This window comes from Streptomyces sp. NPDC001852 (assembly GCF_042891825.1).
Taxonomy (GTDB): Bacteria; Actinomycetota; Actinomycetes; order Streptomycetales; family Streptomycetaceae; genus Streptomyces.
This window is the reverse complement of sequence record NZ_JBIATN010000008.1, coordinates 72,403-96,235: the sequence shown is the minus strand read 5'-3', so window position 1 is coordinate 96,235 and position 23,833 is coordinate 72,403. Positions and strand designations below refer to the sequence as shown.

19 protein-coding genes are annotated in these 23,833 nt (G+C 71.6%); 2 read left to right on the top strand and 17 right to left on the bottom strand.

Annotation, left to right across the window (positions count from 1 at the left end; genetic code table 11):
• Positions 1-211: 211 nt before the first annotated feature.
• The 7 genes from ACFYZB_RS15920 to ACFYZB_RS15890 form a co-directional block, all read right to left on the bottom strand.
• Positions 212-1,372 carry an SUKH-4 family immunity protein gene (locus tag ACFYZB_RS15920; protein WP_388758717.1) on the bottom strand — a complete coding sequence of 387 codons (1,161 nt, stop codon included), beginning with the start codon at positions 1,370-1,372 and terminating at the stop codon, positions 212-214.
• 475 nt (positions 1,373-1,847) lie between these two features.
• A complete protein-coding gene (locus tag ACFYZB_RS15915) occupies positions 1,848-4,157 on the bottom strand; it encodes a molybdopterin cofactor-binding domain-containing protein (protein ID WP_351207094.1) in 2,310 nt (769 codons plus the stop codon).
• Positions 4,154-6,124 carry a 2Fe-2S iron-sulfur cluster-binding protein gene (locus tag ACFYZB_RS15910; protein WP_388758715.1) on the bottom strand — a complete coding sequence of 657 codons (1,971 nt, stop codon included), beginning with the start codon at positions 6,122-6,124 and terminating at the stop codon, positions 4,154-4,156. The genes ACFYZB_RS15915 and ACFYZB_RS15910 overlap by 4 nt, the downstream gene beginning before the upstream one ends.
• Entirely contained in the window at positions 6,121-7,014 is an 894-nt protein-coding gene (locus ACFYZB_RS15905; RefSeq protein WP_388758713.1) for an FAD binding domain-containing protein, read from the bottom strand. Before ACFYZB_RS15905 ends, ACFYZB_RS15910 begins: the two co-directional genes overlap by 4 nt.
• Before the next feature lie 258 nt (positions 7,015-7,272).
• On the bottom strand, positions 7,273-8,964 hold the full coding sequence (locus ACFYZB_RS15900; RefSeq protein ID WP_388758711.1) for a beta-N-acetylhexosaminidase: 1,692 nt from the start codon (positions 8,962-8,964) through the stop codon (positions 7,273-7,275).
• Between the two features lie 172 nt (positions 8,965-9,136).
• A complete protein-coding gene (locus ACFYZB_RS15895) occupies positions 9,137-9,418 on the bottom strand; it encodes a DUF3039 domain-containing protein (RefSeq protein WP_388758709.1) in 282 nt (93 codons plus the stop codon).
• A gap of 29 nt (positions 9,419-9,447) precedes the next feature.
• Complete coding sequence (locus tag ACFYZB_RS15890; RefSeq protein ID WP_055707730.1) at positions 9,448-10,020, bottom strand: YqgE/AlgH family protein; 573 nt, start codon at positions 10,018-10,020, stop codon at positions 9,448-9,450.
• Between the two features lie 279 nt (positions 10,021-10,299).
• On the opposite strand from ACFYZB_RS15890, the gene murA reads away from it, so the two are divergent.
• Positions 10,300-11,640, top strand: coding sequence for a UDP-N-acetylglucosamine 1-carboxyvinyltransferase (murA, locus tag ACFYZB_RS15885; RefSeq protein WP_208900562.1), 1,341 nt, complete (start codon positions 10,300-10,302; stop codon positions 11,638-11,640).
• Positions 11,641-11,822: 182 nt separating this feature from the next.
• Here murA and ACFYZB_RS15880 read toward each other — a convergent pair whose 3' ends face one another.
• The 6 genes from ACFYZB_RS15880 to ACFYZB_RS15855 all read right to left on the bottom strand — a co-directional run bounded on the left by ACFYZB_RS15880 (position 11,823) and on the right by ACFYZB_RS15855 (position 18,941).
• Complete coding sequence (locus ACFYZB_RS15880; protein WP_023550134.1) at positions 11,823-12,104, bottom strand: HU family DNA-binding protein; 282 nt, start codon at positions 12,102-12,104, stop codon at positions 11,823-11,825.
• Between the two features lie 406 nt (positions 12,105-12,510).
• Positions 12,511-13,926: an NAD-dependent malic enzyme gene (locus ACFYZB_RS15875; protein WP_388758705.1), complete on the bottom strand. Its 1,416-nt coding sequence runs from the start codon at positions 13,924-13,926 to the stop codon at positions 12,511-12,513.
• A gap of 365 nt (positions 13,927-14,291) precedes the next feature.
• Complete coding sequence (locus ACFYZB_RS15870) at positions 14,292-16,646, bottom strand: HelD family protein (protein ID WP_388758703.1); 2,355 nt, start codon at positions 16,644-16,646, stop codon at positions 14,292-14,294.
• Between the two features lie 69 nt (positions 16,647-16,715).
• Positions 16,716-17,483, bottom strand: coding sequence for a zf-HC2 domain-containing protein (locus ACFYZB_RS15865; RefSeq protein WP_351207077.1), 768 nt, complete (start codon positions 17,481-17,483; stop codon positions 16,716-16,718).
• A gap of 62 nt (positions 17,484-17,545) precedes the next feature.
• Positions 17,546-18,130: a sigma-70 family RNA polymerase sigma factor gene (locus ACFYZB_RS15860; RefSeq protein WP_030167252.1), complete on the bottom strand. Its 585-nt coding sequence runs from the start codon at positions 18,128-18,130 to the stop codon at positions 17,546-17,548.
• A gap of 217 nt (positions 18,131-18,347) precedes the next feature.
• Positions 18,348-18,941, bottom strand: coding sequence for a CGNR zinc finger domain-containing protein (locus ACFYZB_RS15855; RefSeq protein ID WP_351207075.1), 594 nt, complete (start codon positions 18,939-18,941; stop codon positions 18,348-18,350).
• Between the two features lie 190 nt (positions 18,942-19,131).
• On the opposite strand from ACFYZB_RS15855, the gene ACFYZB_RS15850 reads away from it, so the two are divergent.
• Positions 19,132-19,629: a YbaK/EbsC family protein gene (locus ACFYZB_RS15850; RefSeq protein WP_388758700.1), complete on the top strand. Its 498-nt coding sequence runs from the start codon at positions 19,132-19,134 to the stop codon at positions 19,627-19,629.
• Here the strand turns inward: ACFYZB_RS15850 and ACFYZB_RS15845 are convergent.
• From ACFYZB_RS15845 to ACFYZB_RS15830, 4 genes are all read right to left on the bottom strand, one after another.
• Positions 19,618-20,235 carry a LysE family translocator gene (locus tag ACFYZB_RS15845; protein WP_388758698.1) on the bottom strand — a complete coding sequence of 206 codons (618 nt, stop codon included), beginning with the start codon at positions 20,233-20,235 and terminating at the stop codon, positions 19,618-19,620. The two genes, ACFYZB_RS15850 and ACFYZB_RS15845, sit on opposite strands and share 12 nt — an antisense overlap.
• Positions 20,236-20,347: 112 nt before the next feature.
• Positions 20,348-20,794, bottom strand: coding sequence for a 2OG-Fe dioxygenase family protein (locus ACFYZB_RS15840; RefSeq protein WP_388758696.1), 447 nt, complete (start codon positions 20,792-20,794; stop codon positions 20,348-20,350).
• 285 nt (positions 20,795-21,079) lie between these two features.
• Positions 21,080-22,240, bottom strand: coding sequence for a uroporphyrinogen-III synthase (locus ACFYZB_RS15835; RefSeq protein ID WP_388758694.1), 1,161 nt, complete (start codon positions 22,238-22,240; stop codon positions 21,080-21,082).
• An 88-nt stretch (positions 22,241-22,328) separates the two neighbouring features.
• The gene (locus ACFYZB_RS15830; protein ID WP_388758692.1) at positions 22,329-23,708 is read right to left on the bottom strand and encodes a nitrate/nitrite transporter; all 1,380 of its coding nucleotides are present in this window, start codon (positions 23,706-23,708) and stop codon (positions 22,329-22,331) included.
• Positions 23,709-23,833: the final 125 nt, after the last annotated feature.

Below are 23,833 nucleotides of genomic sequence, written 5' to 3'. Positions count from 1 at the left end.
GCCATTGTCGACTTTTCTGGTGGCGAACAAGCCCTTGCGGAAGGCTGGCGTGGGGGTGGCGAAACGCGAATGACCAGCCACCGAGCTTCCGAGGGGGTGGCGAAACCTGGCGTATCTGCCTATCAGACAGCACATCGCAGAAGTGAACGCGCACGGCTCACGCTGCGGAGGGGCGGCGGGCCGGATGGCGTCGCCGGAGCCGGTCTGCGGGTCACAGGAGCCCGCCCGCCTCGTCCTGGAACAGGTCCGTCCAGTAGTGCCAGTCGGTGCCGGGCGCCGTGGCCGTGGGGTCGACGGACGACAGGGTGTGGAGCATCGCCGCGGCCAGCTGGTCGTACGCCGCCGTCGTCAGTTCGTTGCCGAGGTGTTCGTCGATGGTGCGCTCGTGGTGCAGGAGCCAGAGCGTGAAGGCGAGGGTGGAGACGTCGGTGTTGAGGGGGTGGAGCGCGGCCTCCGGCTCGCTGAAGGTCAGGACCGCGCCGGTTCTGCCGTCGATCAGCAGGCTGTTGCCCTCGGTCAGCCGGCCGAGACGGATCAAGTGGTCGGCGTGGGCGGGGAGTTCACCCCACGCGTAGGTGTCCGCGCACTCCTCGGTGACGTACTCGCGGAGCGTCGGCAGCGGGACGTCCGTGTCGGTGTGGAAGAGGACCGCCTCCTCGGGCAGCCCGGTCTCGCTGAGGAAGCGCCGGGTCGGCTCGTGCGTGAGCGTGGCGGGGAAGTCGACCTCCTCGAAGCGGACCACGCGGCCCTGCCCGAACTCCTGGTCCAGCAGCCGGGCGGGGACGTCGAGGGTGAGCCCGGAGGCGGTGCCGGGGCCGGCGACGAGGGCGAGGGGGCGGATCAGAGCCGCCGCCTTCCAGTACGGCGGGACCTCGCCGGCCGCGCCCTCCTGGAAGAGGGAGAGGAGGCGACGGGTCGCCTCGGCCGCCGTCTCGGGGCCGTACCGTCCCGCGAGGGAGGCGAAACGGCCGCGCAGGCCCGCCAGTTCCTCGGTGACCGCGGCGAAACGCAGCAGCATGGCCAGGGAGGGCGCGAAGGGGCGGGGGCGGGACGGGTCGAAGAGGTAGGCCGTCGTCAGCTCGCCGGTGCCGCCGTCGAGCAGGATGGACTCGCGCGCCATGCCCGCCGGGTTGAGGAGTTCGCCTATGACCAGGCGGTCGCGCAGCTCGTCCGCCACCCGGAACGGGCCGTCGGCGGCGTCGGCCAGCGTGCGCAGGCCGTGGGTGCGCAGGGGGGAGAAGGTCAGCAGGTCGGTGTCCGTCGGCAGGCCGGGGCCCGCGAGCAGACCGCGTGTCGGCGCGTGCGTGACATACCGGTCCAGCTCCGCCTCGGTCAGCGTGATCGCCGGAACCCCGGCCTCGGTCGTGCTCATCGCTCCCCCGCGATCTTCCCCGTACGGTGCGCCGTTGAGACGGTGGGTGTCGCTGCCCCCACCACTCGGCACACTACGCCGCCCCACTGACAACGGCCCTCACCAGGAAGGACGTCGGGCGACCCGGGCACGTTGCGCGCCCGCGCGGATCGCCCGCACCGGCTGCTCCGGCGACCACGCCGAGGCGTCCGGCCAGAGGCCGATGCGCGGGGTGCGGTGGCGCAGTTCCTCGTCCGGGTCGGCAACGGTACGGCTCGCGCCGTGGCCGGTCTTCGCACGGCCGTTCTGGCGTGCCCTGACCGCCTCCGCGTACGCCTCCGCCGTCGCCGCCGACAGGCGGTGGCCCGGCCGGGGTCGGGCCGCCGTCTCCGCACCGGCACCGGGCGTGTACTCCCGGTCGGCCCGTCACGACCGTGCGGCGGAAGACGTCACCCCGGTGACGACCGCAACCCCCTCGATCACGTGCGGCGGAGGATCACTGGGCCGTCACCACCGCCGCCTGTGGACGGATCGGCAGGCGGTTGACCGGACGGCCGGTCGCCGCGCGGACGGCGGAGGCGATCGCGGCCGGTGCCGTCACGACCGGGACCGCGCTGACGGACTTGGCCCCGAAGGGGGCGACCACGTCCCGTTCCTCGACCAGTCTGACGATCCGGATGTCCGGGGCGTCCAGCGCGGTCGGGAGGGCGTAGCCGGTCAGGTCGGGGTGGCGGATCAGGCCGCGGGGCGTACGGAGGTTCTCGGTGAGCGCGATGCCGACGCCCTGGGTCACGCCCGCCTCGATACGGGCCGCCAGCTGGGTGGGGTTGAGGACCCGGCCCACGTCCTGGGCGACCGCCAGCTCCACCACCCGCACCGAGCCCAGCTCGATGTCGACGTCCACCACCGCGCGGATCGCGCAGAAGGCCAGGCCCACGAAGGCGTCTCCCTGGCCGGAGGCGTTCAGCGGCTCGGTCGGGTGCGGGCGGCACTGGGCGGTGGCCCACAGCTCCTTGCCGTCCAGGGCCTCGGTGACGGTGGTCGACAGCACGCCGTCGTACGAGGTGATCTTGCCGTCGGTGATCTGCAGCAGTTCGGTGGACATGCCGAACTTGTGCGCGAGCGGCTGCAGGAGCTGGGTGCGGACCATCTTCGCCGCGCGCTCCACGGCGCCGCCCGAGACCCAGGTGTGCCGGCCCCGGCAGCCCGCGCCGGCCGGCGGCTGGTCGGTGTCGACCGGCGCCACGTGGACTTCCTCGATGCCGAGGGTCTCCTGGACGATCTGCCGGGCGAGGGTGGTGAAGCCCTGGCCGGTCTCCACGGCGGCGCACAGGACGGTGGCGACGCCGTCATGGACCTTGACCGTCGCCGTGGACACCTCGTCGGCGCCCTCCGCGCCGAGCATGTGCACCATGCCGAGGCCGTAGCCGACACCCCGGCGCACCGCGCCCGGTTCACCCGCGCCCTCGGGACCGCCGGGCAGCAGCCAGTCCTCCTCGGGCGTGTCCTTGGGCAGGTCGGGGAGCGGGAAGTCCTGTACCGCCTGCAGGAGTTCGGCCACCGGGGCGGGGCAGGTCACCGTCTGGCCGATCGGCAGGACGTCGCCCGTCGCCAGCACGTTGCGCAGGCGCACCTCGGCCGGGTCCAGGCCGAGTTTCTTCGCCAGCTTGTCCATCTGCGCCTCGTAGGCGGCGCACACCTGCATCGCGCCCTCGCCGCGCACATGGCCGGAGGGCGGGTTGTTGGTGCGCACGGCCCAGCCCTCGATGAAGGCGTTCGGGACGACGTACGGGCCGCACGCGAAGGAGACGGCGGCGGCCAGGGCGTCGGAGGAGGTGTCGGCGTACGCGCCGGCGTCCAGCAGGATCTGCGCCTCCACCTTCACCAGCTTGCCCTCGGCGTCCGCGTGGTGGCGGTACCGCAGGAGGGTCGGATGGCGGTGGGCGTGGCCGAGGAAGGACTCCTCGCGGGTCGCGGTGAGCTTCACCGGGCAGCCGGTCCTGAGGGCGAGCAGGCCGAGCGGGAGCTGGAAGCCCTGGTCCTCGCGGTCGGCGGTGGCGCCCGGCACCCCCGTGACGACGATCTTCACCCGATCGGGGGACAGGCCGTAGCAGGCCGCGGCGGTGTTGCGGTCGGTGTGCGGGTCAGTGGAGGCCAGGTACAGCTCCACGCCGCCGTCGGGGCGCGGCACGGCGAGGCCGGCCTCGGCGCCGATCGGGGCCGGGTCCTGGCGCCCTATGCGGTACTGGCCCTCCACGACGACCTCGCCGACCGCCGACGGGTCGCCGTGGTGCAGCGGGATGTGCCGGATCAGGTTGCCGTCGGGGTGCAGCGGCTCGGCCTCGAAGGCCTGCTCGGGGTCGGTGACCGGGTCGAGCACTTCGTACTCGACGATGATGGCCGCGGCGGCCATCCGCGCGGTGTCCGGATGGTCGGCGGCGACGGCCGCGATGGGCTCGCCGTGGTGCCGTACGACCTCGGAGGCGAACACCGGCCGGTCGGGGGTGCCCCGGCCGTGGCGCGGGGTGCCGGGCACGTCCTCGTGCGTGACCACGGCCCGTACGCCGGGCATCTCGCGCGCGTGGGCGGTGTCGATGGACACGATGCGCGCGTGCGCGTGCGGGGAGCGCAGGACGGCCGCCCACAGCAGGCCCTCGGCCCACAGGTCGGCCGCGTAGGGGAAGGTGCCCTCGGTCTTGGCGCGGGCGTCGGCGTGGGGCAGGGAGGCGCCGATGCCGTGCGGCAACGGCTCGGCCTCGGGGGCGGGTTCCGCGGCGGTGGTCGCCGTGGCGGCTTCGTTGCTCACGCCTGGCCTCCGTCCTGGCCGTAGTGCGGGTCGTGTGCATCGTGCGGTCCCGGGGTGCCGTGCGGCGGGGTGCCGTAGGGGTCGGGCGTGCCGTACGGCGGGGTGTCGCCGTAGCCGCCGGGATCGGCCCGCGGCGTGTCGAACGCGCCCGGCGCCTCGAACGCCGACGGGTTGACCCCGCCGGCCCCGGGGCCGGCCTGGTGGGGAATACGGGCCTCGTCCGCGTCCGTCCCGGCGTCGGCGGTGTGCGAGGCCTCGCGTTCGGCGACGACGTCCTTGACGGCCTCCAGGACACCCCGGTAGCCGGAGCAGCGGCACAGGTTGCCGCACAGCGCCTGGCGGGTCTCCAGCTCGGTCGGCGCGGGGTTGCCCTCCAGCAGGTCGTGCACGGTCATCGCCATGCCGGGCACGCAGAAACCGCACTGCACGGCGCCGCACCGGGCGAGCGCGCGCTGCACGTCGGAGGGTTGTCCGTCGGCGGCCAGGCCCTCGACCGTGCGCACCTCGCTGCCGGCCGCGGTGACCGCCGGGACCAGGCAGGAGGCCACCAGACGGCCGTCGACCTGGACGTTGCAGGCTCCGCACTCGCCCTGCGAGCAGCCGTCCTTGGCGCCCGCGAGCCCGAGGCGCTCGCGCAGCACGTACAGCAGCGACTCGCCGATCCAGGCGTCGGTGACGGGCCGGTCGGCGCCGTTGACGCGCAGGACGTAGGAGGCGAGGGGGTGGTCGTCGTGCGGCGGGAGGGGCGCGGTGTGCTCCGCGTGTTCCCCGGTGGCGCCTTCCTGCGGCCGGGGCGCGGCGGCCTCGGGTGCTTCGGCGGCGTGCTCCGGTACGGCTGTGGGGGCCGGGGTCCGCGGGGCCGCGGCGGCTGCTGTGGCCGCCTGCGGGACTCCGGTTGCACCCGTAGAGCCCTCGTGCCCTGCTGGGCCGTCAGCGGGGCGCTCAGGGGCCTCGGCGGGGCCCTGGCCGTCCGCGTCCGGTCCCGCTCCGGCCTCGCCCGGCTGCTCCGGGTGGGTGGTCGGCACGCGGGGCCGCGCGGATTCGGCGGACTCGACGAACGCGGCGGGCTGGGCAGGCTCGGCGGACTCACCGAAGGCGCCGGGGCGACCGGCTTCGACGCGGTGCCCTTCGGCCTGCGCCTCGGCGCCCTCGGCCCGCCGGCCGTCCTCGTGTACGGCCGGCTGATGCCCCGTGTCCTCGTGACCGGCCGGCGGGTGCCCGGCGCCCCCGTGACCGGGCGCCCCGGTGTCCTCGTGGGCGGTGGTGGCGTGGCCGGTCGGGTGCTGCCCGTACCGCTCGTCCGGTGCGGGGGCGTAGCCCGGCGTCGCCGGACCCGCCGATGCCGGTGCGGCCGGACCGCCTCCCGGATGGGCGTCGGTGTGGTCGGGCAGGCCGGTGTGGCCGGTGTCGGCGGGCCGGTCCCAGGGGCGGCCCGCCTCCTCCGTCGCCCAGGGCGCGGGTGCGCCGCCGGGCAGCGTGGCCGGCGGGGTGCCACCGCCCCACTGCTCGACGAGGGAGGAGGTGGTGAACTCGCCCGATTCGTCCGGGAGATCGCCGCCGGCGACGGGGATGGACCACTGCCCGGTGACGTCGTGTCCGGGCGCGGCCGGGGCGGCGGGCTCCTCGAAGGTCCAGTGCTGGGTCGCGCCGGGGTTGTACGTGAACCGGTCGTCCGCGGCCTGCGTCCGCGGGACGGCGTTCGGGTCGGGCCACTCGGCGCCGCCCGCGGGCGCGGTCCAGGTGCCCGTCGCGGCGGGGTCGCCGGTACCGGGGGCGGCCGCTATCTGCGGCGGCACATAGCCGTGCCCCGGCGCGGCCAGCGGGCTGTCGCCGGACAGCAGGGCGTCGATGCCGCCCTCGGGGAGCTTGACGAAGGCGGTGGCGCCGTCGTCGTAGTCGCCCTGGGGCAGCGGGTCCCAGCGTCCGCCGCCCCGGGGCGTGCCCTCTCCGTGCTGGTCGTCGGTCACGACAGCGCCCTCCCCAGTGCTCGTCGGGCCAGTGCGGCGACGGTGCGCCGCAGGTGCAGTACGGCGGGCGGAAGCGGGGTCACCGAGCCGTCGGGCTCCGGTGCCGGGTCCGGGATGCAGGCCGCGGCGACGTACTCGCCGAAGGCGTTCAGGGCCTCCGGGACGAGGGCGCGGTCGTTGTCCCAGTCGATCAGCCGGGCGACCCACTGCTCGGCCTCCAGGGGCCTGAGCGGCATCGGCGCTATGGCACCGACGGCGCACCGCACTCCGCGCCGGGCGGGGTCGAGGACCAGGGCCACGGAGGCCAGCGCGCGGCCCGGGCCGGTGCGTCCGGTCGCCTTCAGGAAGACCTGCGGGGCGTGCAGCAGCGGCACGCGCACGTAGCCGATGAGTTCGCCGCCACGCAGCATCTCCATGCCGGCCAGCAGGTGCGACACCGGGACCTCCCGGCGGGCTCCGCCCGGGCCGGCGATGATCAGCGTCGCCTCCAGGGCGGCCAGCACCGGCAGCGCGTCCCCGGTGGGGGCGGCCGAGGCGATGTTGCCGCCCAGGGTGCCCGCGTTGCGGATGTGCGGCGGGCCCGCGGCGCGCGCGGCGGCGGCGAGCGCCGGGATCAGGGCCGCGAAGTCGGGGCGGCCCATGCGTGCGTGCGTGAGGCCCGCGCCGAGCAGCGCATGGCCGTCCTGGTACTGCCAGCCGCGGATCTCGCTGATCCGCCCGAGACCCACCAGGGCGGCGGGCCTGAGCTGGCCGGAGTTGACGGCGGCCATCAGGTCGGTGCCGCCCGCCACGGGCACGGCGGTGGGCGTGGCCGCGAGGGCCGCCACGGCCTCGTCCAGCGTCGTGGGCAGCGTGACGGCCTGCTCCGCCTGTGGTGCGTGCGTGGTCAAACCGGCTGCCCCTTCCCGCTGCCCCACCTGGTCCCACCTGTGTGGCCGTACGGTACGTGCTCACAGGGCGGACGTGGCAACTCTGGCACATCTTCGCAGGGGGCGGACGCGGGGGTCCCTTAGGAGGCATTCGCCCACCTCATCGCGGAGATGGTCCGTTTTCGTACGGCATCACCGGTGCGCGCCGATTGACACTCTTCGGTGACCCTTGGCGCGGTTTTCCAGCATGTGTTCGAGACGGACGGCCGGTCGGCGCGGTCACCTGTTCGGCGGCGATCCCTCGATCGGGCGACCGAGCACGCCGGGGCGCTTCTGCCACGGCCGGGGTCCGGTGGGCGGCCGGTAGGCGACGCCGAGGGCGTCAAGTCGCGCGTAATGGGCGGTCATACGGCGTTCGAAGCCGGCGAAGTCCCGTTGCGCGGGGGCGGGCAGCCGGCTCCAGGCCACCTCGGCGAAGGCCGCGAGCCGGGGGAAGGTCTGGTAGTCCACGCGCGCGGTGTCCTCCATCACCTCGGTCCAGACATTGGCCTGAGTGCCCAGCACATGCCGGGCCTCCTCCTCGGTGAGGCCCTCCGGGACGGGCTCGAACCGGTAGACGTCCTCCAGGGTGCGCACGAACCCGATCGGCACCGGCTCGTCCTCGCCCAGGGCCTGACGGTGGTCCAGATACACGTACTGCTCCGGGCACATGACGACGTCATGACCGGCCCGCGCGGCCGCGATCCCGCCGCCGTAACCGCGCCAGGACGACACCGCCGCCCCCTTGGCCAGCCCGCCCTCCAGGATCTCGTCCCAGCCGATGAGCCGGCGCCCGCGCGCGGCGAGCCAGGCGTCGAAGTGCCCGATGAACCACGACTGCAGCTCGTCCTCGTCGGCGAGACCGAGCTCGGCGATCCGGGTCTTGGCCGTGACCGAATCCGTCCACTGCTCCTTGCGGCACTCGTCGCCGCCGACGTGGACGAACTGTGAGGGGAACAGCTCCAGGACCTCCTCGAAGACCCCCTCGTAGAACCGCAGGGTGGTGTCGGTGGGGGCGAGTACGTTGGCCGAGATCCCCCAGTTGTCCCAGACGGTGAGGGCGGTGGTGTCGATGACGTCGGTGTTGCCGAGTTCCGGGTACGCGGCGATGGCGGCCTGCGAATGGCCGGGTACGTCGATTTCCGGGACGACGGTGATATGCCGCTCGGCGGCATAGGCGACGATCTCCCGGATGTCGTCCTGGGTGTAGTAACCCCCGTGGGGTTTCTCCTCCCAAAGCGGTGAGGCCCGGTGACCGAATTTCGACCGTGCCCGCCAGGAAGCGGTTTCGGTCAGCTTCGGATACCGCTTGATCTCGATCCGCCAGCCCTGGTCGTCGGTCAGATGGAAATGGAAGACGTTCAGTTTGTGCGCGGCCATCAGGTCGAGATAGCGCAGCACGCCTTCCTTGGGCATGAAGTGCCGTGCCACGTCCAGGAGTAGACCGCGCCAGCGGAACCGGGGCGCGTCGCGGACGGTGACAGCCGGGAACTCCCACTCGGTCCGGCCGGTGACGGGGGCGCGCCGGAAGGCCTCCGGACCGAGGAGCTGACGGAAGGTCTGGGCGCCCCAGAACAGGCCCGCCTCGCTCGCGCCGTCGATGCAGATCAGGTAGCCGTCGGCGCACAGCTGGTAGGCCTCGGGACTGCCGAGTTCGTCCTCGAGCGAGGGGGTGATCCGCAGCAGGATGCGGGAGCCGCTGTCGCGGTGCGGGCCCAGCGGCAGCCCGGTCGCCCCGCCGACGGTCGTCCGCAGCCAGCGCGCGACCCGCTCGGTGCCCCCGGTGGCGTCGATCTCGGTGCCCGCGTCGATGACGAATCCGGTGCCGCCGCCGGGCAGCGAGGCCGACACGCGGTTCGGCGCGGGGATCAGCGCCACGTCGGGTTCCGGGAAGAGGTGTGTGTCACTCGTCTCGCCGAGTTCGTCGCTCATGTCGCCCGCCGCACCTCCGTCACGCGCGTTGCACCGGGTGCAACCACCGTTCCGCTCCGTACAACTGCGACCGGAGGCTACAGGTCTGGACCACTCCCTGACCAGAGAACGCGAAAACCCCGGCACGTGCGCACCGCACACGCACCGGGGCCTCACGTACGCGGACGGATCCCTACTTGTTGTCGCCGCCCTTGTCGTCGCCGCCGCTGCCCATGGATTCGTAGATCTCCTTGCACATGGGGCACACGGGGTACTTCTTCGGGTCGCGGCCCGGCACCCAGACCTTGCCGCACAGCGCCACGACGGGGGTGCCGTCGAGGGCGCTCGCCATGATCTTGTCCTTCTGGACGTAGTGGGCGAAGCGCTCGTGGTCACCGTCGCCGTGGGACACCTGTGGCGCCGGCTCTACGAGGGTCCCCGTACCAGTCCCGCGCTCGGGCTCGAGAGTGCTCATAGGCCCCAGGGTACTGAAGCGCACGGGTATCAGTTGAGCGACGGGTCGTCCGGATACGTGGCCACCATCGCCAGTTCGTTGCGCTGGCGGCGCAGTACTTCGCGCCAGAGTCTCTCCGGGGCCGGTGAGGAGACGTCCCCGGGTTCCGACTCGACCACGTACCAGGCCCCCTCGACCAGCTCGTCCTCCAGCTGGCCGGGGCCCCATCCGGCGTATCCGGCGAAGATCCTCAGGGAACCGAGGGCCGAGGCGAGCAGCTCCGGCGGGGCCTCCAGGTCGACGAGGCCGATCGCGCCGTGCACCCGGCGCCAGCCGAGCGGGGCGAGGTCGCCGTTCGCGCCGCCGGGGATGACCGCGACGCCGAGCGCCGAGTCCAGCGAGACGGGGCCGCCCTGGAAGACCACCCCGGGCTCGCCGGTGAGGTCGGCCCAGCCTTCCAGGATGTCGCCCACGTCCACCGGGGTGGGGCGGTTGAGGACGACGCCGAGGGAGCCCTCCTCGTCGTGGTCGAGAAGGAGCACCACCGCGCGGTCGAAGTTCGGGTCCGCCAGGGCGGGAGTGGCCACGAGCAGCCGCCCTGTGAGCGAGGACACCTCGGTCATGCCAGACATGATCCCGCATCTTCCCCTTCGGTGGGGAGCCAATCGGAGCCGCGGAGTGAACGCAGCTCAGGGAGCGCGGAAGCGCCCTGGGCGCACGCCCCGGACCGGTGACCCCATGTGCCCGATAGCGCACGGTTCGTGTTGTGACACAGATATGACGCACCAGGGCGGTCCCTGGGCTTACGGACGGGGGGTGATCGGCGATTACCCTGTCTCTCCCGGCCCCCGCGCAACAAGTGACCGGCCGCCCCCTGACCAACTCATCGGAACGCGAGATACATGACCGTCAACGACGATGTCCTGCTTGTCCACGGCGGAACCCCGCTGGAGGGCGAGATCCGTGTCCGCGGTGCGAAGAACCTCGTACCGAAGGCCATGGTCGCCGCCCTGCTGGGCAGCGCGCCGAGCCGCCTGCGCAACGTTCCCGACATCCGTGACGTGCGGGTCGTCCGCGGCCTGCTGCAGCTGCACGGGGTGACGGTCCGGCCGGGCGAGGAGCCGGGCGAGCTGGTGATGGACCCGACGCACGTCGAGAGCGCCAACGTGGCTGACATCGATGCCCACGCGGGTTCCAGCCGTATCCCGATCCTCTTCTGCGGGCCGCTGCTGCACCGCCTCGGCCACGCGTTCATCCCGGGCCTCGGCGGCTGTGACATCGGCGGCCGGCCCATCGACTTCCACTTCGACGTGCTGCGGCAGTTCGGCGCGGTCATCGAGAAGCGGGCGGACGGGCAGTACCTGGAGGCTCCCAAGGGCCTGCGGGGTACGAAGATCCGGCTGCCGTACCCGTCCGTCGGCGCGACCGAGCAGGTGCTGCTGACGGCCGTACTCGCCGAGGGCGTAACGGAGTTGTCCAACGCGGCCGTCGAGCCGGAGATCGAGGACCTGATCTGCGTCCTGCAGAAGATGGGCGCGATCATCGCGATGGACACCGACCGCACGATCCGCATCACGGGTGTGGAGCGGCTCGGCGGTTACACCCACCGCGCCCTCCCGGACCGCCTGGAGGCCGCCTCCTGGGCTTCCGCGGCGCTCGCGACCAACGGCAACATCTACGTCCGCGGCGCCCAGCAGCGCTCGATGATGACGTTCCTGAACACCTACCGGAAGGTGGGCGGCGCCTTCGAGATCGACGACGAGGGCATCCGTTTCTGGCACCCGGGCGGCCAGTTGAAGTCCATCGCGCTGGAGACGGACGTGCACCCCGGTTTCCAGACCGACTGGCAGCAGCCGCTGGTCGTCGCGCTGACCCAGGCCACGGGCCTGTCCATCATCCACGAGACGGTCTACGAGTCCCGGCTGGGCTTCACCTCGGCCCTCAACCAGATGGGCGCGCACATCCAGCTCTACCGCGAGTGCCTGGGCGGCTCCGACTGCCGCTTCGGCCAGCGCAACTTCCTGCACTCCGCGGTCGTCTCCGGGCCCACCCGGCTCCAGGGCGCCGACCTGGTCATCCCCGACCTGCGCGGCGGCTTCTCGTACCTCATCGCGGCCCTGGCGGCCGAGGGCACGTCCCGCGTCCACGGCATCGACCTCATCAACCGCGGCTACGAGAACTTCATGGAGAAGCTGGTCGAGCTCGGTGCCAAGGTCGAGCTGCCGGGCAAGGCGCTCGGCTAGCCCGCGTCATCGGCGAAAGGGCGGCCTCCCTCCTGCGAGGGGGGCCGCCCTTTTCAGCGTCTTCGGCTCAAGCGCCCCAAGGGGGCGCGGGGAACTGCGCGACCAGCCACGACGGGCCCGCAGCCGCCCACGGCGCTCCACCGCAGCGGCGCTCCGGTGGACCGGCGCTCGAAGCGGAGCGCCTACTTGCCCTTGGCCGCTTCCTTGAGCTTGGAGCCCGCGGTGACCTTCACGCTGTAGCCGGCGGGGATGTTGATCGGCTCGCCGGTCTGCGGGTTGCGCGCGGTGCGAGCGGCACGGTGGGTGCGCTCGAAGGTCAGGAAGCCGGGGATGGTGACCTTCTCGTCGCCCTTGGCGACGATCTCGCCGACGGTCTCGGCGAACGCGGCCAGCACGGCGTCGGCGTCCTTGCGGGTCACCTCGGCGCGGTCGGCCAGCGCGGCCACCAGCTCACTGCGGTTCATGTTGTTACTCCCGTGTTTTTCTTGCCGTTGGGGTGTGCCACGCGGCGATCCGCCCGAGGCACTGCGATGCCGATGCGCTCGCGCCCAGGGACGCATCCTGCCCCTACCTGCGGCGGTAAAGCCAATCCGGCACCCGTAGGAGTCGTGAGAACACCCTGGGGAGTCACACGAAAAGCGCCTGCTCGGCGTCACCCTAGAGGGCGCCCGGCATCGGCTGGTTCCACGACGCGCCGGTGCGCGGGCCGCCGTGGTGATCCTCACAGCCCCTGCACAGTACGGCACGCGGTCACCGGGCCGACGCCCGGCCGCCGCTTTTCCTTCACCCGGCCGGGCGTGAGGCGGCACCCGGGCCGGAGCGCCGGGGCCGGGCCTCAGCCCGGCCCGGAGCGGTCCGGAGCGGTCCGGGCTAGACCGTCGCGCCGGCGGCCTTCGCGGCCTCGCGGACCGCACCCGCCACCGCGCCCGCGACCTTGTCGTTGAAGACGCTCGGGATGATGTAGTTCGGGTTCAGCTCGTCCTGGCTGACCACGTCGGCGAGGGCCTTCGCGGCGGCCAGCATCATCTCGGTGTTGACGGTGCGGGACTGGGCGTCGAGCAGGCCGCGGAAGACGCCCGGGAAGACCAGCACGTTGTTGATCTGGTTCGGGAAGTCGGAGCGGCCGGTGGCCACAACCGCCGCCGTCTGACGGGCGATTGCGGGGTCCACCTCGGGGTCGGGGTTCGCGAGCGCGAACACGATGGCGCCGTCCGCCATGGCGGCCACGTCATCGCCGTCGAGCACGTTCGGGGCGGAGACGCCGATGAACACGTCGGCGTCGCGCACGGCCTCCTTGAGGGTGCCGGTGAGGCCCTCGGGGTTGGTGTTGTCGGCGATCCAGCGCAGCGGCGAGTCGGCCGGTGCGTTCACCAGGTCCTCGCGGCCGGAGTGGACGACACCGTGGATGTCGGCGACGACGGCGTTCTTCACGCCCGCGGCGAGCAGCAGCTTGAGGATGGCCGTACCGGCCGCGCCGGCGCCGGACATGACGACCCGGATGTTCTCGATCGCCTTGTCCGTGACGCGCAGTGCGTTGGTCAGGGCGGCGAGGACGACGATCGCGGTGCCGTGCTGGTCGTCGTGGAAGACGGGGATGTCGAGAGCCTCGCGCAGCCGGGCCTCGATCTCGAAGCAGCGGGGGGCGGAGATGTCCTCGAGGTTGATGCCGGCGAACCCGGGGGCGATCGCCTTGACGATCTCGACGATCGCGTCGCTGTCCTGGGTGTCCAGGCAGATCGGCCAGGCGTCGATGCCGGCGAAGCGCTTGAAGAGGGCCGCCTTGCCCTCCATGACGGGCAGCGCGGCCTTGGGGCCGATGTTGCCGAGGCCGAGCACGGCGGAGCCGTCCGTCACGACCGCAACGGAGTTGCGCTTGATGGTGAGGCGGCGGGCGTCCTCGGGGTTCTCGGCGATCGCCATGCACACGCGGGCCACGCCCGGCGTGTAGACCATGGACAGGTCGTCACGGTTGCGGATGGGGTGTTTCGACGCCATCTCGATCTTGCCGCCGAGGTGCATCAGGAACGTACGGTCGGAGACCTTGCCGAGGGTGACTCCCTCGATCCCGCGCAGCTTCTCGACGATCTCCTCGGCGTGGGCCGTGGAGGTGGCCGCGATGGTGACGTCGATACGGAGCTTCTCGTGGCCGGACGCGGTGACGTCGAGGCCGGTGACCGAGCCTCCGGAGGACTCCACGGCGGTGGTGAGCTGCGAGACGGCGGTTCCGCTCGCGGGCACCTCCAGCCGGATGGTCATCGAGTAGGAGACGCTGGGCGCCGTTGCCATGGCCGACTTCCTCTGCTTTCACCGTGTCGCGAGTTGTGCCGTCCGATCGTCGCACCTACCGCGGAGTACGTGGTAGTCGCCCTGGATTGCGGACGTTTTGTTCATGAGCGATGCCTGATTGCTGCGCTATTTCGGAAAACCACTTCCACCATACGAGAAGCGATCAGGCAAAGAAAGAGACCCACGTCACACGGACGTGGGTCTCTCTCACGTTTACGACACCGACCCGCCATGCTCGCCTCGCGGCAAGTGGTCCCTCGCAGGGACGAAGGTTGGGCCCGGGGGCTTGGATCGAGCCGGTGCCGCAACCAGGCTAACAAACGGATGCCGAGGACCATTCCCCCTGCGGGGAGTTCACAGGAAAGTCAGTCCCTCAGCAGGTCCGGCACCCCGGCCGCGTCGGGCTCGTCCCGCTCCCCCGACACCACCGTCAGCTGGTGGGTCGCGCGGGTCAGCGCCACGTACAGCACGCGCAGGCCGGCCGGGGACTCGTCGGCGATCTCCGCCGGGGAGACGACCACGGTCGCGTCGTACTCCAGCCCCTTGGCCTCCAGACTGCCGAGCGCCACCACCCGGTCGCCCAGCCCGGCCAGCCAGCGCCGGGCCTCCTCGCGCCGGTTCATGGCGACGACCACGCCGACCGTGCCGTCCACCCGGTCCAGCAGCCGCTGGGCCTCGGCCCGCACGGTGGCCCCCAGGGACTCCCGTACGACGAGGAAGCGCGGCTCGACCCCGGTGGACCGCACGGCGCTCGGCGCCTTGGAGCCGGGCATGGCGAGCGCGAGCACCTTGGCGGCCAGCTCGGCGATCTCGGCGGGGTTGCGGTAGTTCACGGTCAGCTCGAAGCGGCGCCGGGGGCGGGTGCCGAGGGCCTCGTCGCGGGCCTCGGCGGCCTCGTCCGGGTCGGACCAGGAGGACTGGGCCGGGTCGCCGACCACCGTCCAGGTGGCGTGCCGGCCGCGGCGGCCGACCATGCGCCACTGCATCGGCGTGAGGTCCTGCGCCTCGTCCACGATGACGTGCGCGTACTCGGTGCGCTCCTGCGCGAGGCGCTCGGCCCGCTCCCGCTGTGTCTCCTCGCGCACCGGCATCAGCTCCTCCAGTCCGGTGAGCTGGTCCAGCGGGTCGATCTCGCGCTTCTTCCGCGGCCGGGCCGGGGCGCCGAGGATCGCCTGGAGCTCGTCCAGCATGGCGATGTCGTGCACCGAGTGGCCGTCGCGCTGGAGGGAGCGGGCGACCTTGCGGACCTCGCCGGGGTTGAGGATCCGGCGGGCCCAGCGGCCCAGCCGCCGCTCGTCGGCCATGGCGGCGAGCACCGCCTTCGGGGTCAGCTCGGGCCACCAGGCGTCGAGGAAGGCGATGAAGACGTCCTCGGACGTCACGTCCTCGTCGAAGGAGGAGCGCAGCTCGGCGGCGAGCTCCGGGTCGGTGTGCCGGGCGGCCGACCCCGACTTGGCCCACAGCGCGTCCAGCAGCAGCTTGCGGGCGCGCGGGCGGAGCAGGTTGACCGGCGCGGTGCCGCCGAGGGCGGTGCGGCGGATGCGTTCCAGCTCCGCCGCCTCCAGCTCCAGCCGGCGTCCGAAGGCGACGACGCGGAGACGCGACGGCGGCCCGTCGAAGGCCCGCGGCCCGGCGTCCCCGTCGGCGGCGGGACGGGGGGCGGGCCCCAGTTCCAGGGCGCCCCGGGCGGCCTTGCGCAGCACCTTCAGCATCCGGTACGAGCCCTTGGCACGGGCCACGGACGGGGAGTCGTACAGCGTGGCCTCCGCGCCGTCGACGAGCGAGCCGATCGCGCGGATGGCGACCTGGCCCTCCTCGCCGAGCGAGGGCAGCACGCCCTCGGTGTAGGCGACGAGCAGCGGGGTCGGGGAGACGATCAGGATGCCGCCCGCGTACCGGCGTCTGTCCTGGTAGAGCAGGTAGGCGGCGCGGTGCAGGGCGACGGCGGTCTTGCCGGTGCCCGGGCCGCCCTCCACATGGGTGATGGAGGCGGCGGGGGCGCGGATGACCAGGTCCTGCTCGGCCTGGATGGAGGAGACGATGTCCCGCATGGTGTGGCTGCGGGCCTGGCCGAGGGCGGCCATGAGGGCGCCGTCGCCGATCACGGGCAGCTCACGGCCGTCGAGGCGGGCGGTCAGCTCGGGCCGCATCAGATCGTCCTCGACGCCGAGCACCCGGCGCCCCTTGGACCGGATGACCCGGCGCCGTACGACGCGTCCCGGGTCCACGGGGGTCGCCCGGTAGAAGGGCGCGGCGGCGGGGGCCCGCCAGTCGATGACCAGCGGCGCGTAGTCCTCGTCGAGCACGCCGATGCGCCCGATGTGCAGGGTTTCGGCGATGTCGGCGGTGTTGTCGTCCCGCACGGCGCCTTCGGCGGGTTCCACGGCGGTGTAGGCGCCGTCGGGCCCCTTCTTGCCGTCCTTGCCGAGCAGCAGGTCGATCCGCCCGAACAGGAAGTCCTCGAACTCGTTGTTCAGCCGGTTCAGGTGGATGCCGGCCCGGAAGACCTGGGCATCCCGCTCGGCCAGCGCGCCCGGGGTGCCGACCTGGCCGCGCTTGGCCGCGTCGTGCATCAGGAACTCCGCCTCGTGGATCTTCTCCTCGAGCCGCCGGTACACCCGGTCCAGGTGTTCCTGTTCGACGCCGATCTCCCGGTCACGGACGGAATCCTGTCCGTCGTGTGCCGGGCCGACCGCGGACTGCTGAACCTGAGCGGCCACCGGGCCCCCTTCTGACGTGCTGGGCAGCCGTCAACCGTACGCGAAGGGGACCCGGCAAGGCTACGGCGGCTACGCGTTCACCTGCACCAGCTTCTGGCCCTGGAAGGTCACGACCTCGAAGTGGTCGATCTCATTGGGCTTGAAGGCCGCCGCACCGCCGATGTAGAGCGGCTTCCTGGACTCCGGGGTCTTCCCGTTCGGGATGCCGTAGCCCCAGTCCGGCACGGACCAGGAGGACATCGTCACGCGCTGCCCGTTCTTCGCGACGAGCACCAGGGAGCACTTGATCGGCCCCTTGGCGTTCTTCAGCTCCAGGACCGTCTGGGTACCCCAGTCCTTCTGGGCCATGGCGACGGTGGCGCTGATCTGCGACGACGGGTCCGTGGCCGACTTCTTGTCGGGCATGGCCTCGAAGGTGGTCTGCGCGGAGGACGCCGTGACCTGCCCACCGCTGTCCGAGCCGCCGTTGACCGCCACCGCGGCCAGCGGCCCGGCGATGATCAGGGCGGCCGCGGCCGCGATCATGTAGAAGCTGCGCCGGCGCTTCTGGGCGCGCTTCTCGGCGACCTCGTCGACCAGCTTCTCCACCAGCCGCGGGCTGGGCTTGGCGGACAGCGACTCGCCGATCGCGGGGGAGCTGCCGGAGCCCGGCAGGTCCGCGAGCGCGGCCAGCATCGGCTCCATCCCGGCCAGCTCGTCCAGCTGCTGGGCACACCATTCACAGCCGGCGAGATGCGCCTCGAAAGCGGTTGCCTCGGCGTCGTCGAGAATCCCGAGGGCGTAGGCGCCGACGGTCTCGTGCTCGCTCGGCACCGAAGATCCCGAACTGGGGTTCATGGGACCAGACATACCCGGACCACCCGGGCCGAATCCCTGCATCCCCCCGTATCCACTGCTCATCACGCCGTCACCCCCCGCTCCTCCAGTGCCAGCTTCATCGACCGCAGGGCGTAGAACACCCGAGAACGCACCGTGCCGCTGGGGATACCCAGCGTCTCGGCCGCCTCATTGACCGTACGCCCCTTGAAGTACGTCTCGACGAGCACCTCCCGGTGGGCCGGGGTCAGGTCGTCGAGCGCGTCCGACAGCGTCATCAGCCACAGCGCCTTGTCGATCTCGTCCTCCGCGGGGATGACCTCCAGCGGCGACGGATCGACCTCCTGCGGCCGGGCCTGCCGGCTGCGGTGGCCGTCGATGACGATGCGGCGCGCGACCGTCACCAGCCAGGGGCGTACCGAACCGGTCGCCCGATTGAGCTGACCGGCGTTCTTCCAGGCACGGATGAGCGTTTCCTGTACGACGTCCTCGGCGCGCTGCCGATCACCGGCGACCAGGCGCAGGACATACGCGAGGAGGGGTCCGGCGTGCTCTCGATACAGCGCACGCATCAGCTCCTCATCCGGTTCCGAGGGCTGTGAGGACATGCGATGTCGGGCCCTCGATCCACGTTCATTGGCCACGGCCGCATCCTTGCGCACGCCCACCTCCGGTGTCCGGGGGTTCCCCCAGTCGGTCGCTCGCCCACCCGTACGGAAGGAAGCGGCGCGGTGTTCAAACGGAGGTGACAGTTTTCTCCGGGGTGACGTGACGAGCGGGACATGCGACCACAATCCCACCACTTGATCTTCACATTTCAGACACGCCGCAAGGGGAGGCGCAGAATTCCCGTGTACGTGGCATCCAAACCTGGTGTTACGGAAATCACGCCCGCGCGAGCGCTGCCCGCCGCCGGTGCCGGGCCACCCGCTCCCGGTTTCCGCAGACCTCACTGGAGCACCACCGCCGGCGCCGCCCCCGGGACGTGTCCACGTACACGAGCGGGCAGTTGTCCCCCTCGCACTCTCGCACGGCCGCCCGCGCGACGGGGTCGGTGAGCAGGTCCACGGCGTCCCGCGCGACGAGCGCGAGCAGCCCGGCGCAGGTCGGCGGGCCGGCCAACTCCCTGGTGAGTCCGCCGTCCCCACCGCGTACGGCACGCGGGACGGGGGTCGAGGCCTGGGCGACCTCGTTGACCCGCCGGAGCGCACTCTCGTACGACGGCGTGTCCGGCGCATGCGGGTTGCGCACCAACTGCCCGATGTGTGCGCGCAGTTCGCGGAACCCGACGAGCCAGGAGGCATCGGCCCGGCAGAGCGCGGTCCCCTCCGGCACGAGCCCCACCCCGCCGATCCACGCGCACAACGCCTCGACTCCGTCCAGCCGTTCTGCCGGATGCGTGGTCGCGAGGAGATCGAGACAGATCCGTCCGGCGTCGAACCGCGGCTCGTAGGGGGGCGTGGCCGTACCCAGTGCCATGTGCCTGTCACCGCCTAGGCAGGAAGCGTGGGGCTGTTCTCCGAGGGGCTCTCCTCTTCACAGTGCCCGCCCGCGGCCGCGGCCGGAACCCCTCGTACCGGCTGATCACACCCTGATCCGGCGCCACGCTGAGGATAAGGTCAACTCGGGAGATCAACAGCCCGGTTGAACACCGAATCAGGAGGATCCGATGGCTTCGGACGACGCCGACGACACCTACGGCAAGCTGCTCGCCCTGCTCGATGAGCACCGGGCGACGTATCGGGTGATCGAGCACGCTCCGGAGGGCGGTACCGAGGCGGTCAGCCGGCTCCGCGGCCACGCACTCGACCAGGCCGCCAAGTGCATCATCGTCATGGTGAAGATCGGCAAGAAGGAGAAGCGCCACGCGCTGGTGGTCGTGCCGGGGGACAAGCGGATCGACCTGGGGGCGGTGAAGGCGCTCTACGGCGGCACCTACGCCTCCTTCGCCTCCCCCGACATCGCCGAGGAACTGGCCGGTTCCCCCAGCGGCACCATCCTTCCCCTGTCCTTCGACGAACGGCTGGAGCTGATCGTCGACCCCGGGCTGCTGGTGCACCCGGAGTTCTACTTCAACGCCGCCCGGCTCGACCGTTCCGTCGCGCTGTCGACGGCCGACTACCGGTCCATCGCCGAGCCCCGCGTGGAGCCGGTGTCACTGGACTGACGGGGTGAGCGCCAAGGCCATGCCGAGGCCGACGAGCACCGTCCCGATCACCTTGTTCAACACGGACTGCCGCCGCAGCAACCGGGTGCGCAGGCCCTGGTTGGAGAACAGGGTCGCGGCCAGCGCGAACCAGACCAGATGGGCGAAGGACATGAACAGGCCGTAACCGATCTGCTGGACGACCGGGGTATCGGCGCTGACCACCTGGGTGTAGGTGCTGAGCACGAAGAGCATGGTCTTGGGATTGAGCGCGTTCGTCAGGAACCCGGTGCGCAGGGCCCCGGCCTTCGAGAGGCCGCTGCCGTCGGACACGTCGATGTCCACCTGGGCCTTGGTGACGAACGTCCTGTACCCGATGAACACCAGGTAGGCCGCGCCGATCAGCTTCATCGCGGTGAACAGGGCCGGAGTCCGCGACACCAGCAGACCCACTCCGAGCATGGTGTAGGTGACGTGGACCAGCACCCCGAGGGAGATACCGACCGCCGCGAGGACCCCCGCGGTGCGTCCGTACAGGTAGCTGTTGCGGACGGTCATCGCGAAATCCGCTCCCGGACTGATGACAGCCAGAATGGTGATGACCGCGACGGCGATGATCTGACCCACTTACCGTTCCCCGTTTCCTCGCTCGAACGACGTGAGATGTGCGGGGGCGCCGACACGCGCTCCCGCACACATGCGATGTCAGGCCTTGTGACGGTAGGTGATCACCAGCACGTCACGCGAGGCGGGGATCCACCTGCTCGATGGGCGAGACGCCGTGGTAAACCCTTTCGTCGTTGACGAGAGCGACATCCAGGACGTCGGACAGGGTGAATTTCGCCACCGGCTCTTTCTCCAGGTTGAAAACGGTGCTCTCGCCGCCGATGGCGTTGTTGCGGCCGATCATTGCCATCAGGACGAAGGTGACACCGTCCCGGTGAACACCCTCGGGGGTGGGCCTGCCGACCTCCTCGCCGTTCACCTCGATGCGGAACTGGTGCGCCTCGATGTGCCAGGCCGAGTAGGGAGCGAGGCGGCCGAAGACACCCGCCCCCAGCCGGACCAGGCCGTCCATCGTGTTGCCGCGGAGGATCTCGTCCTCGAACGGCTCGTAGTGCCGGGCGACCCCGCCGTTGAGGGTGTTGTAGTCCAGCGTCTGGTAGTGCGGCTGCTGGGCCTCCACCCGGTAGTCGTCGCCGGCACGCGGCGCACTCAGTGTGGCGTGGCGCCGGCGCCGTTATGCAGTTCGGCGGTAGGTGGGTCAACGAGGATCTGCAGCAGGGCGGGAGGAGTTGGCGCGGCCTTAATATTCGGGTGAGTACTTTTCGGAAATGTCCACTCGAAGACGCGGATCCCCTATGGCCGGATTATTGTGGCTGATTTTATCCGCTGCCTGTTGTGAAGGGTTGAACGAAACGCGCCTCGTATCAGGAGGCGGATTCTTCCTGTGCTCGAAGCCCGGGCTCAGCTACGCGTCCGCGTACTTCGCGTCCGTCGCCGGGTCCAGGGCCAGGCGGTAGCCGCGTTTGACCACCGTCTGGATCAGTTTGGGGGCACCGAGGGCCGTACGAAGCCTCGCCATCGCCGTCTCCACCGCGTGTTCGTCGCGGCCCGCGCCCGGCAGGGCGCGCAGGAGGTCCGCCCGGGGCACCACCCAGCCGGGACGGCGGGACAGGGCCCGGAGCAGGGACATGCCGGCCGGGGGGACCGGCTTGAGGGCGCCGTCCACCAGGACCGCGTGGCCCCGGATCTCCACCCGGTGACCGGCGACGGGCAACGCGCGGGCGCGGGCCGGGAGTTCCTGGCACAGGAGCTGGACCAGGGGGCCGAGGCGGAAGCGTGCCGGCTGGATCGTGTCCACGCCGTGGGCCTGGAGGGGAAGCGCTGTCACCGGGCCCACGCAGGCCGGGAGGACGTCGTGGGCGAGGGCCGACAGCAGGTCGGGAAGCAGGCCTCGGGTCTCCGCGCGGGAGAGCAGCGAGGCCGCCGCGGGGGCGCTGGTGAAGGTGAGGGCGTCCAGGGAGCGGGAGACCGTCGCGTCCAGGAGGCGGTCCAGCGGGGTGATGTCCTCCGGTGGCATCCAGCGGTACACCGGGACCGGGACCACCTCCGCTCCCCCGGCCCGCAGGGACTCGACAAAGCCGGGGAGCGGCTCGCCGTGCAGCTGTACGGCGATACGGCGGCCGTCCACGCCCTGCTCCAGCAGGTGGTCCAGGACCTCCGCCAGGGACTCCGAGGAAGGGGACCACGCCTCCGTCAGGCCCGCCGCGCGGATCGATCCCTTGACCTTCGGGCCCCGGGCCAGCAGGTCCACCCCCCTCAGCCGGCCGAGCAGCTGCTCGCCGAGGCCCCAGCCGTCGGCGGCCTCTATCCAGCCCCGGAAACCGATCGCCGTGGTGGCCACGACCACGTCGGGCACCTGGTCGATGATCTCCTTCGTCGCGGCCAGGAGTTCGCCGTCGTCGGCCAGCGGCACGATGCGCAGGGCCGGTGCGTGCAGGACGACGGCACCGCGCCGCTGCAGCAGGGCGCCCAGCTCGTCGGCCCGGCGCGCGGCGGTGACGCCCACGGTGAATCCCGCGAGCGGACCGTGCTCGACGGCTCCGGGAGGCTGCTCTTCGTCGTACATGGGGCATCTCCTAGCTGACCGGCACCCGAATCGAGCCTGTCAACGGCGCGTGACAGGCTCGGTTCGACTTCATTGCACCGGTGTTACGTCACACTTCCGCGTAGCTGAGCTGTGCCTTTGTCTCCGAAGCCGCCACCGTCACGGCCTGTCGCGCCGGGCGGCGAAGGTATACGGCCCAGGTCACCGCGAAGCAGACGGCGTAGAAGGCGAGGAAGGCGACGAACGCTCCGGTGCCGGTGCCGTAGGACAGGAAGGACTGGCGGAAGGCCAGGTTGATGCCGACCCCGCCGAGCGCGCCGACCGCGCCGATCAGGCCCATGGAGGCGCCGGACAGCCGGCGGCCGTACGCCACCGCGGCCTCCCCCTCCAGCCCCTTGGCCAGGGCCTTTGCCTGGAAGATGCCGGGGATCATCTTGTACGTCGAGCCGTTGCCGAGGCCGCTGAGCACGAACAGGACGACGAAGACGGACACGAACAGCGGCAGCGACTTCTGCAGGCTCGCGGCGATCAGCACGCCGGTGGCGGCGGCCATGGCGACGTAGTTCCACAGGGTGATGCGGGCGCCGCCGAAACGGTCGGCGAGCCGGCCGCCGAGGGGGCGGATCAGGGAGCCGAGCAGCGGGCCGATGAAGGTGAGGTACGCCGCCTGGAGCGGGGTGCGGCCGAACTGGATCGTCAGGACCTGGCCGAAGGCGAAGCTGTAGCCGATGAAGGAGCCGAAGGTGCCGACGTAGAGGAACGACATGATCCAGGTGTGGGCGTCCTTGGCGGCGTCCTTGGCCGCGCCGGTGTCGTTCTTCACCGTCGCCAGGTTGTCCATGAAGCACGCGGCGAGGATCGCGGCCACGACGATCAGCGGGATGTAGATGCCCAGCAGGACGCGCGGGCCGCCGCTCGCGCCGATGACCGCGAGGGCGACGAGCTGGATGACGGGCACACCGATGTTGCCGCCGCCCGCGTTCAGGCCGAGCGCCCAGCCCTTCTTCTTCAGCGGGAAGAAGGCGTTGATGTTGGTCATGGAGGAGGCGAAGTTGCCGCCGCCGATCCCGGCCAGGAGGCCCACGACGAGGAACGTGGTGAAGGACGTGCCCGGCTTCATCACCGCGAAGGCCGCGATCGTCGGGATCAGCAGCAGGCTCGCCGAGATGATCGTCCAGTTGCGGCCGCCGAAGACGGCCACGGCGAAGGTGTAGGGGACGCGTACGACCGCGCCCACGAGGGTGACCATCGAGGTCAGCAGGAACTTGTCGGCGGGCGTGAGGCCGTACTTCGGGCCCATGAACAGGACGAGGACGGACCACAGGGTCCAGACCGAGAAGCCGATGTGCTCGGACAGGACGGAGAACCAGAGGTTCCGGTTGGCGATCCGCTGCCCGGTCGCCGTCCAGAATCCCTCGTCCTCCGGGTCCCAGCGTTCGATCCAGCGGCCACTGCGACGGGTTGGGGCTGTTGGGGCTGGGGCTGTCATCACGCCTCCACGGGGGCTACGGCTGCTCGGTCTGCCGTCGACCTGCCGTCGACTGACTCAGCCCGAAGGTAGGGAGGGCGCGTTTCCTGCCTGTGGCTGTGGGTGACCGGAAGGGAACGTTGCTC

Coding starts and splice junctions, on each gene's coding strand:
- ACFYZB_RS15920 (WP_388758717.1), bottom strand. CDS start 1,372: ATGAGCACGACCGAGGCCGGGGTTCCGGCGATCACGCTGACCGAGGCG.
- ACFYZB_RS15900 (WP_388758711.1), bottom strand. CDS start 8,964: ATGAGCGACGAACTCGGCGAGACGAGTGACACACACCTCTTCCCGGAA.
- ACFYZB_RS15895 (WP_388758709.1), bottom strand. CDS start 9,418: ATGAGCACTCTCGAGCCCGAGCGCGGGACTGGTACGGGGACCCTCGTA.
- ACFYZB_RS15890 (WP_055707730.1), bottom strand. CDS start 10,020: ATGACCGAGGTGTCCTCGCTCACAGGGCGGCTGCTCGTGGCCACTCCC.
- murA (WP_208900562.1), top strand. CDS start 10,300: ATGACCGTCAACGACGATGTCCTGCTTGTCCACGGCGGAACCCCGCTG.
- ACFYZB_RS15880 (WP_023550134.1), bottom strand. CDS start 12,104: ATGAACCGCAGTGAGCTGGTGGCCGCGCTGGCCGACCGCGCCGAGGTG.
- ACFYZB_RS15875 (WP_388758705.1), bottom strand. CDS start 13,926: ATGGCAACGGCGCCCAGCGTCTCCTACTCGATGACCATCCGGCTGGAG.
- ACFYZB_RS15865 (WP_351207077.1), bottom strand. CDS start 17,483: ATGAACCCCAGTTCGGGATCTTCGGTGCCGAGCGAGCACGAGACCGTC.
- ACFYZB_RS15855 (WP_351207075.1), bottom strand. CDS start 18,941: ATGGCACTGGGTACGGCCACGCCCCCCTACGAGCCGCGGTTCGACGCC.
- ACFYZB_RS15850 (WP_388758700.1), top strand. CDS start 19,132: ATGGCTTCGGACGACGCCGACGACACCTACGGCAAGCTGCTCGCCCTG.
- ACFYZB_RS15835 (WP_388758694.1), bottom strand. CDS start 22,240: ATGTACGACGAAGAGCAGCCTCCCGGAGCCGTCGAGCACGGTCCGCTC.
- ACFYZB_RS15830 (WP_388758692.1), bottom strand. CDS start 23,708: ATGACAGCCCCAGCCCCAACAGCCCCAACCCGTCGCAGTGGCCGCTGG.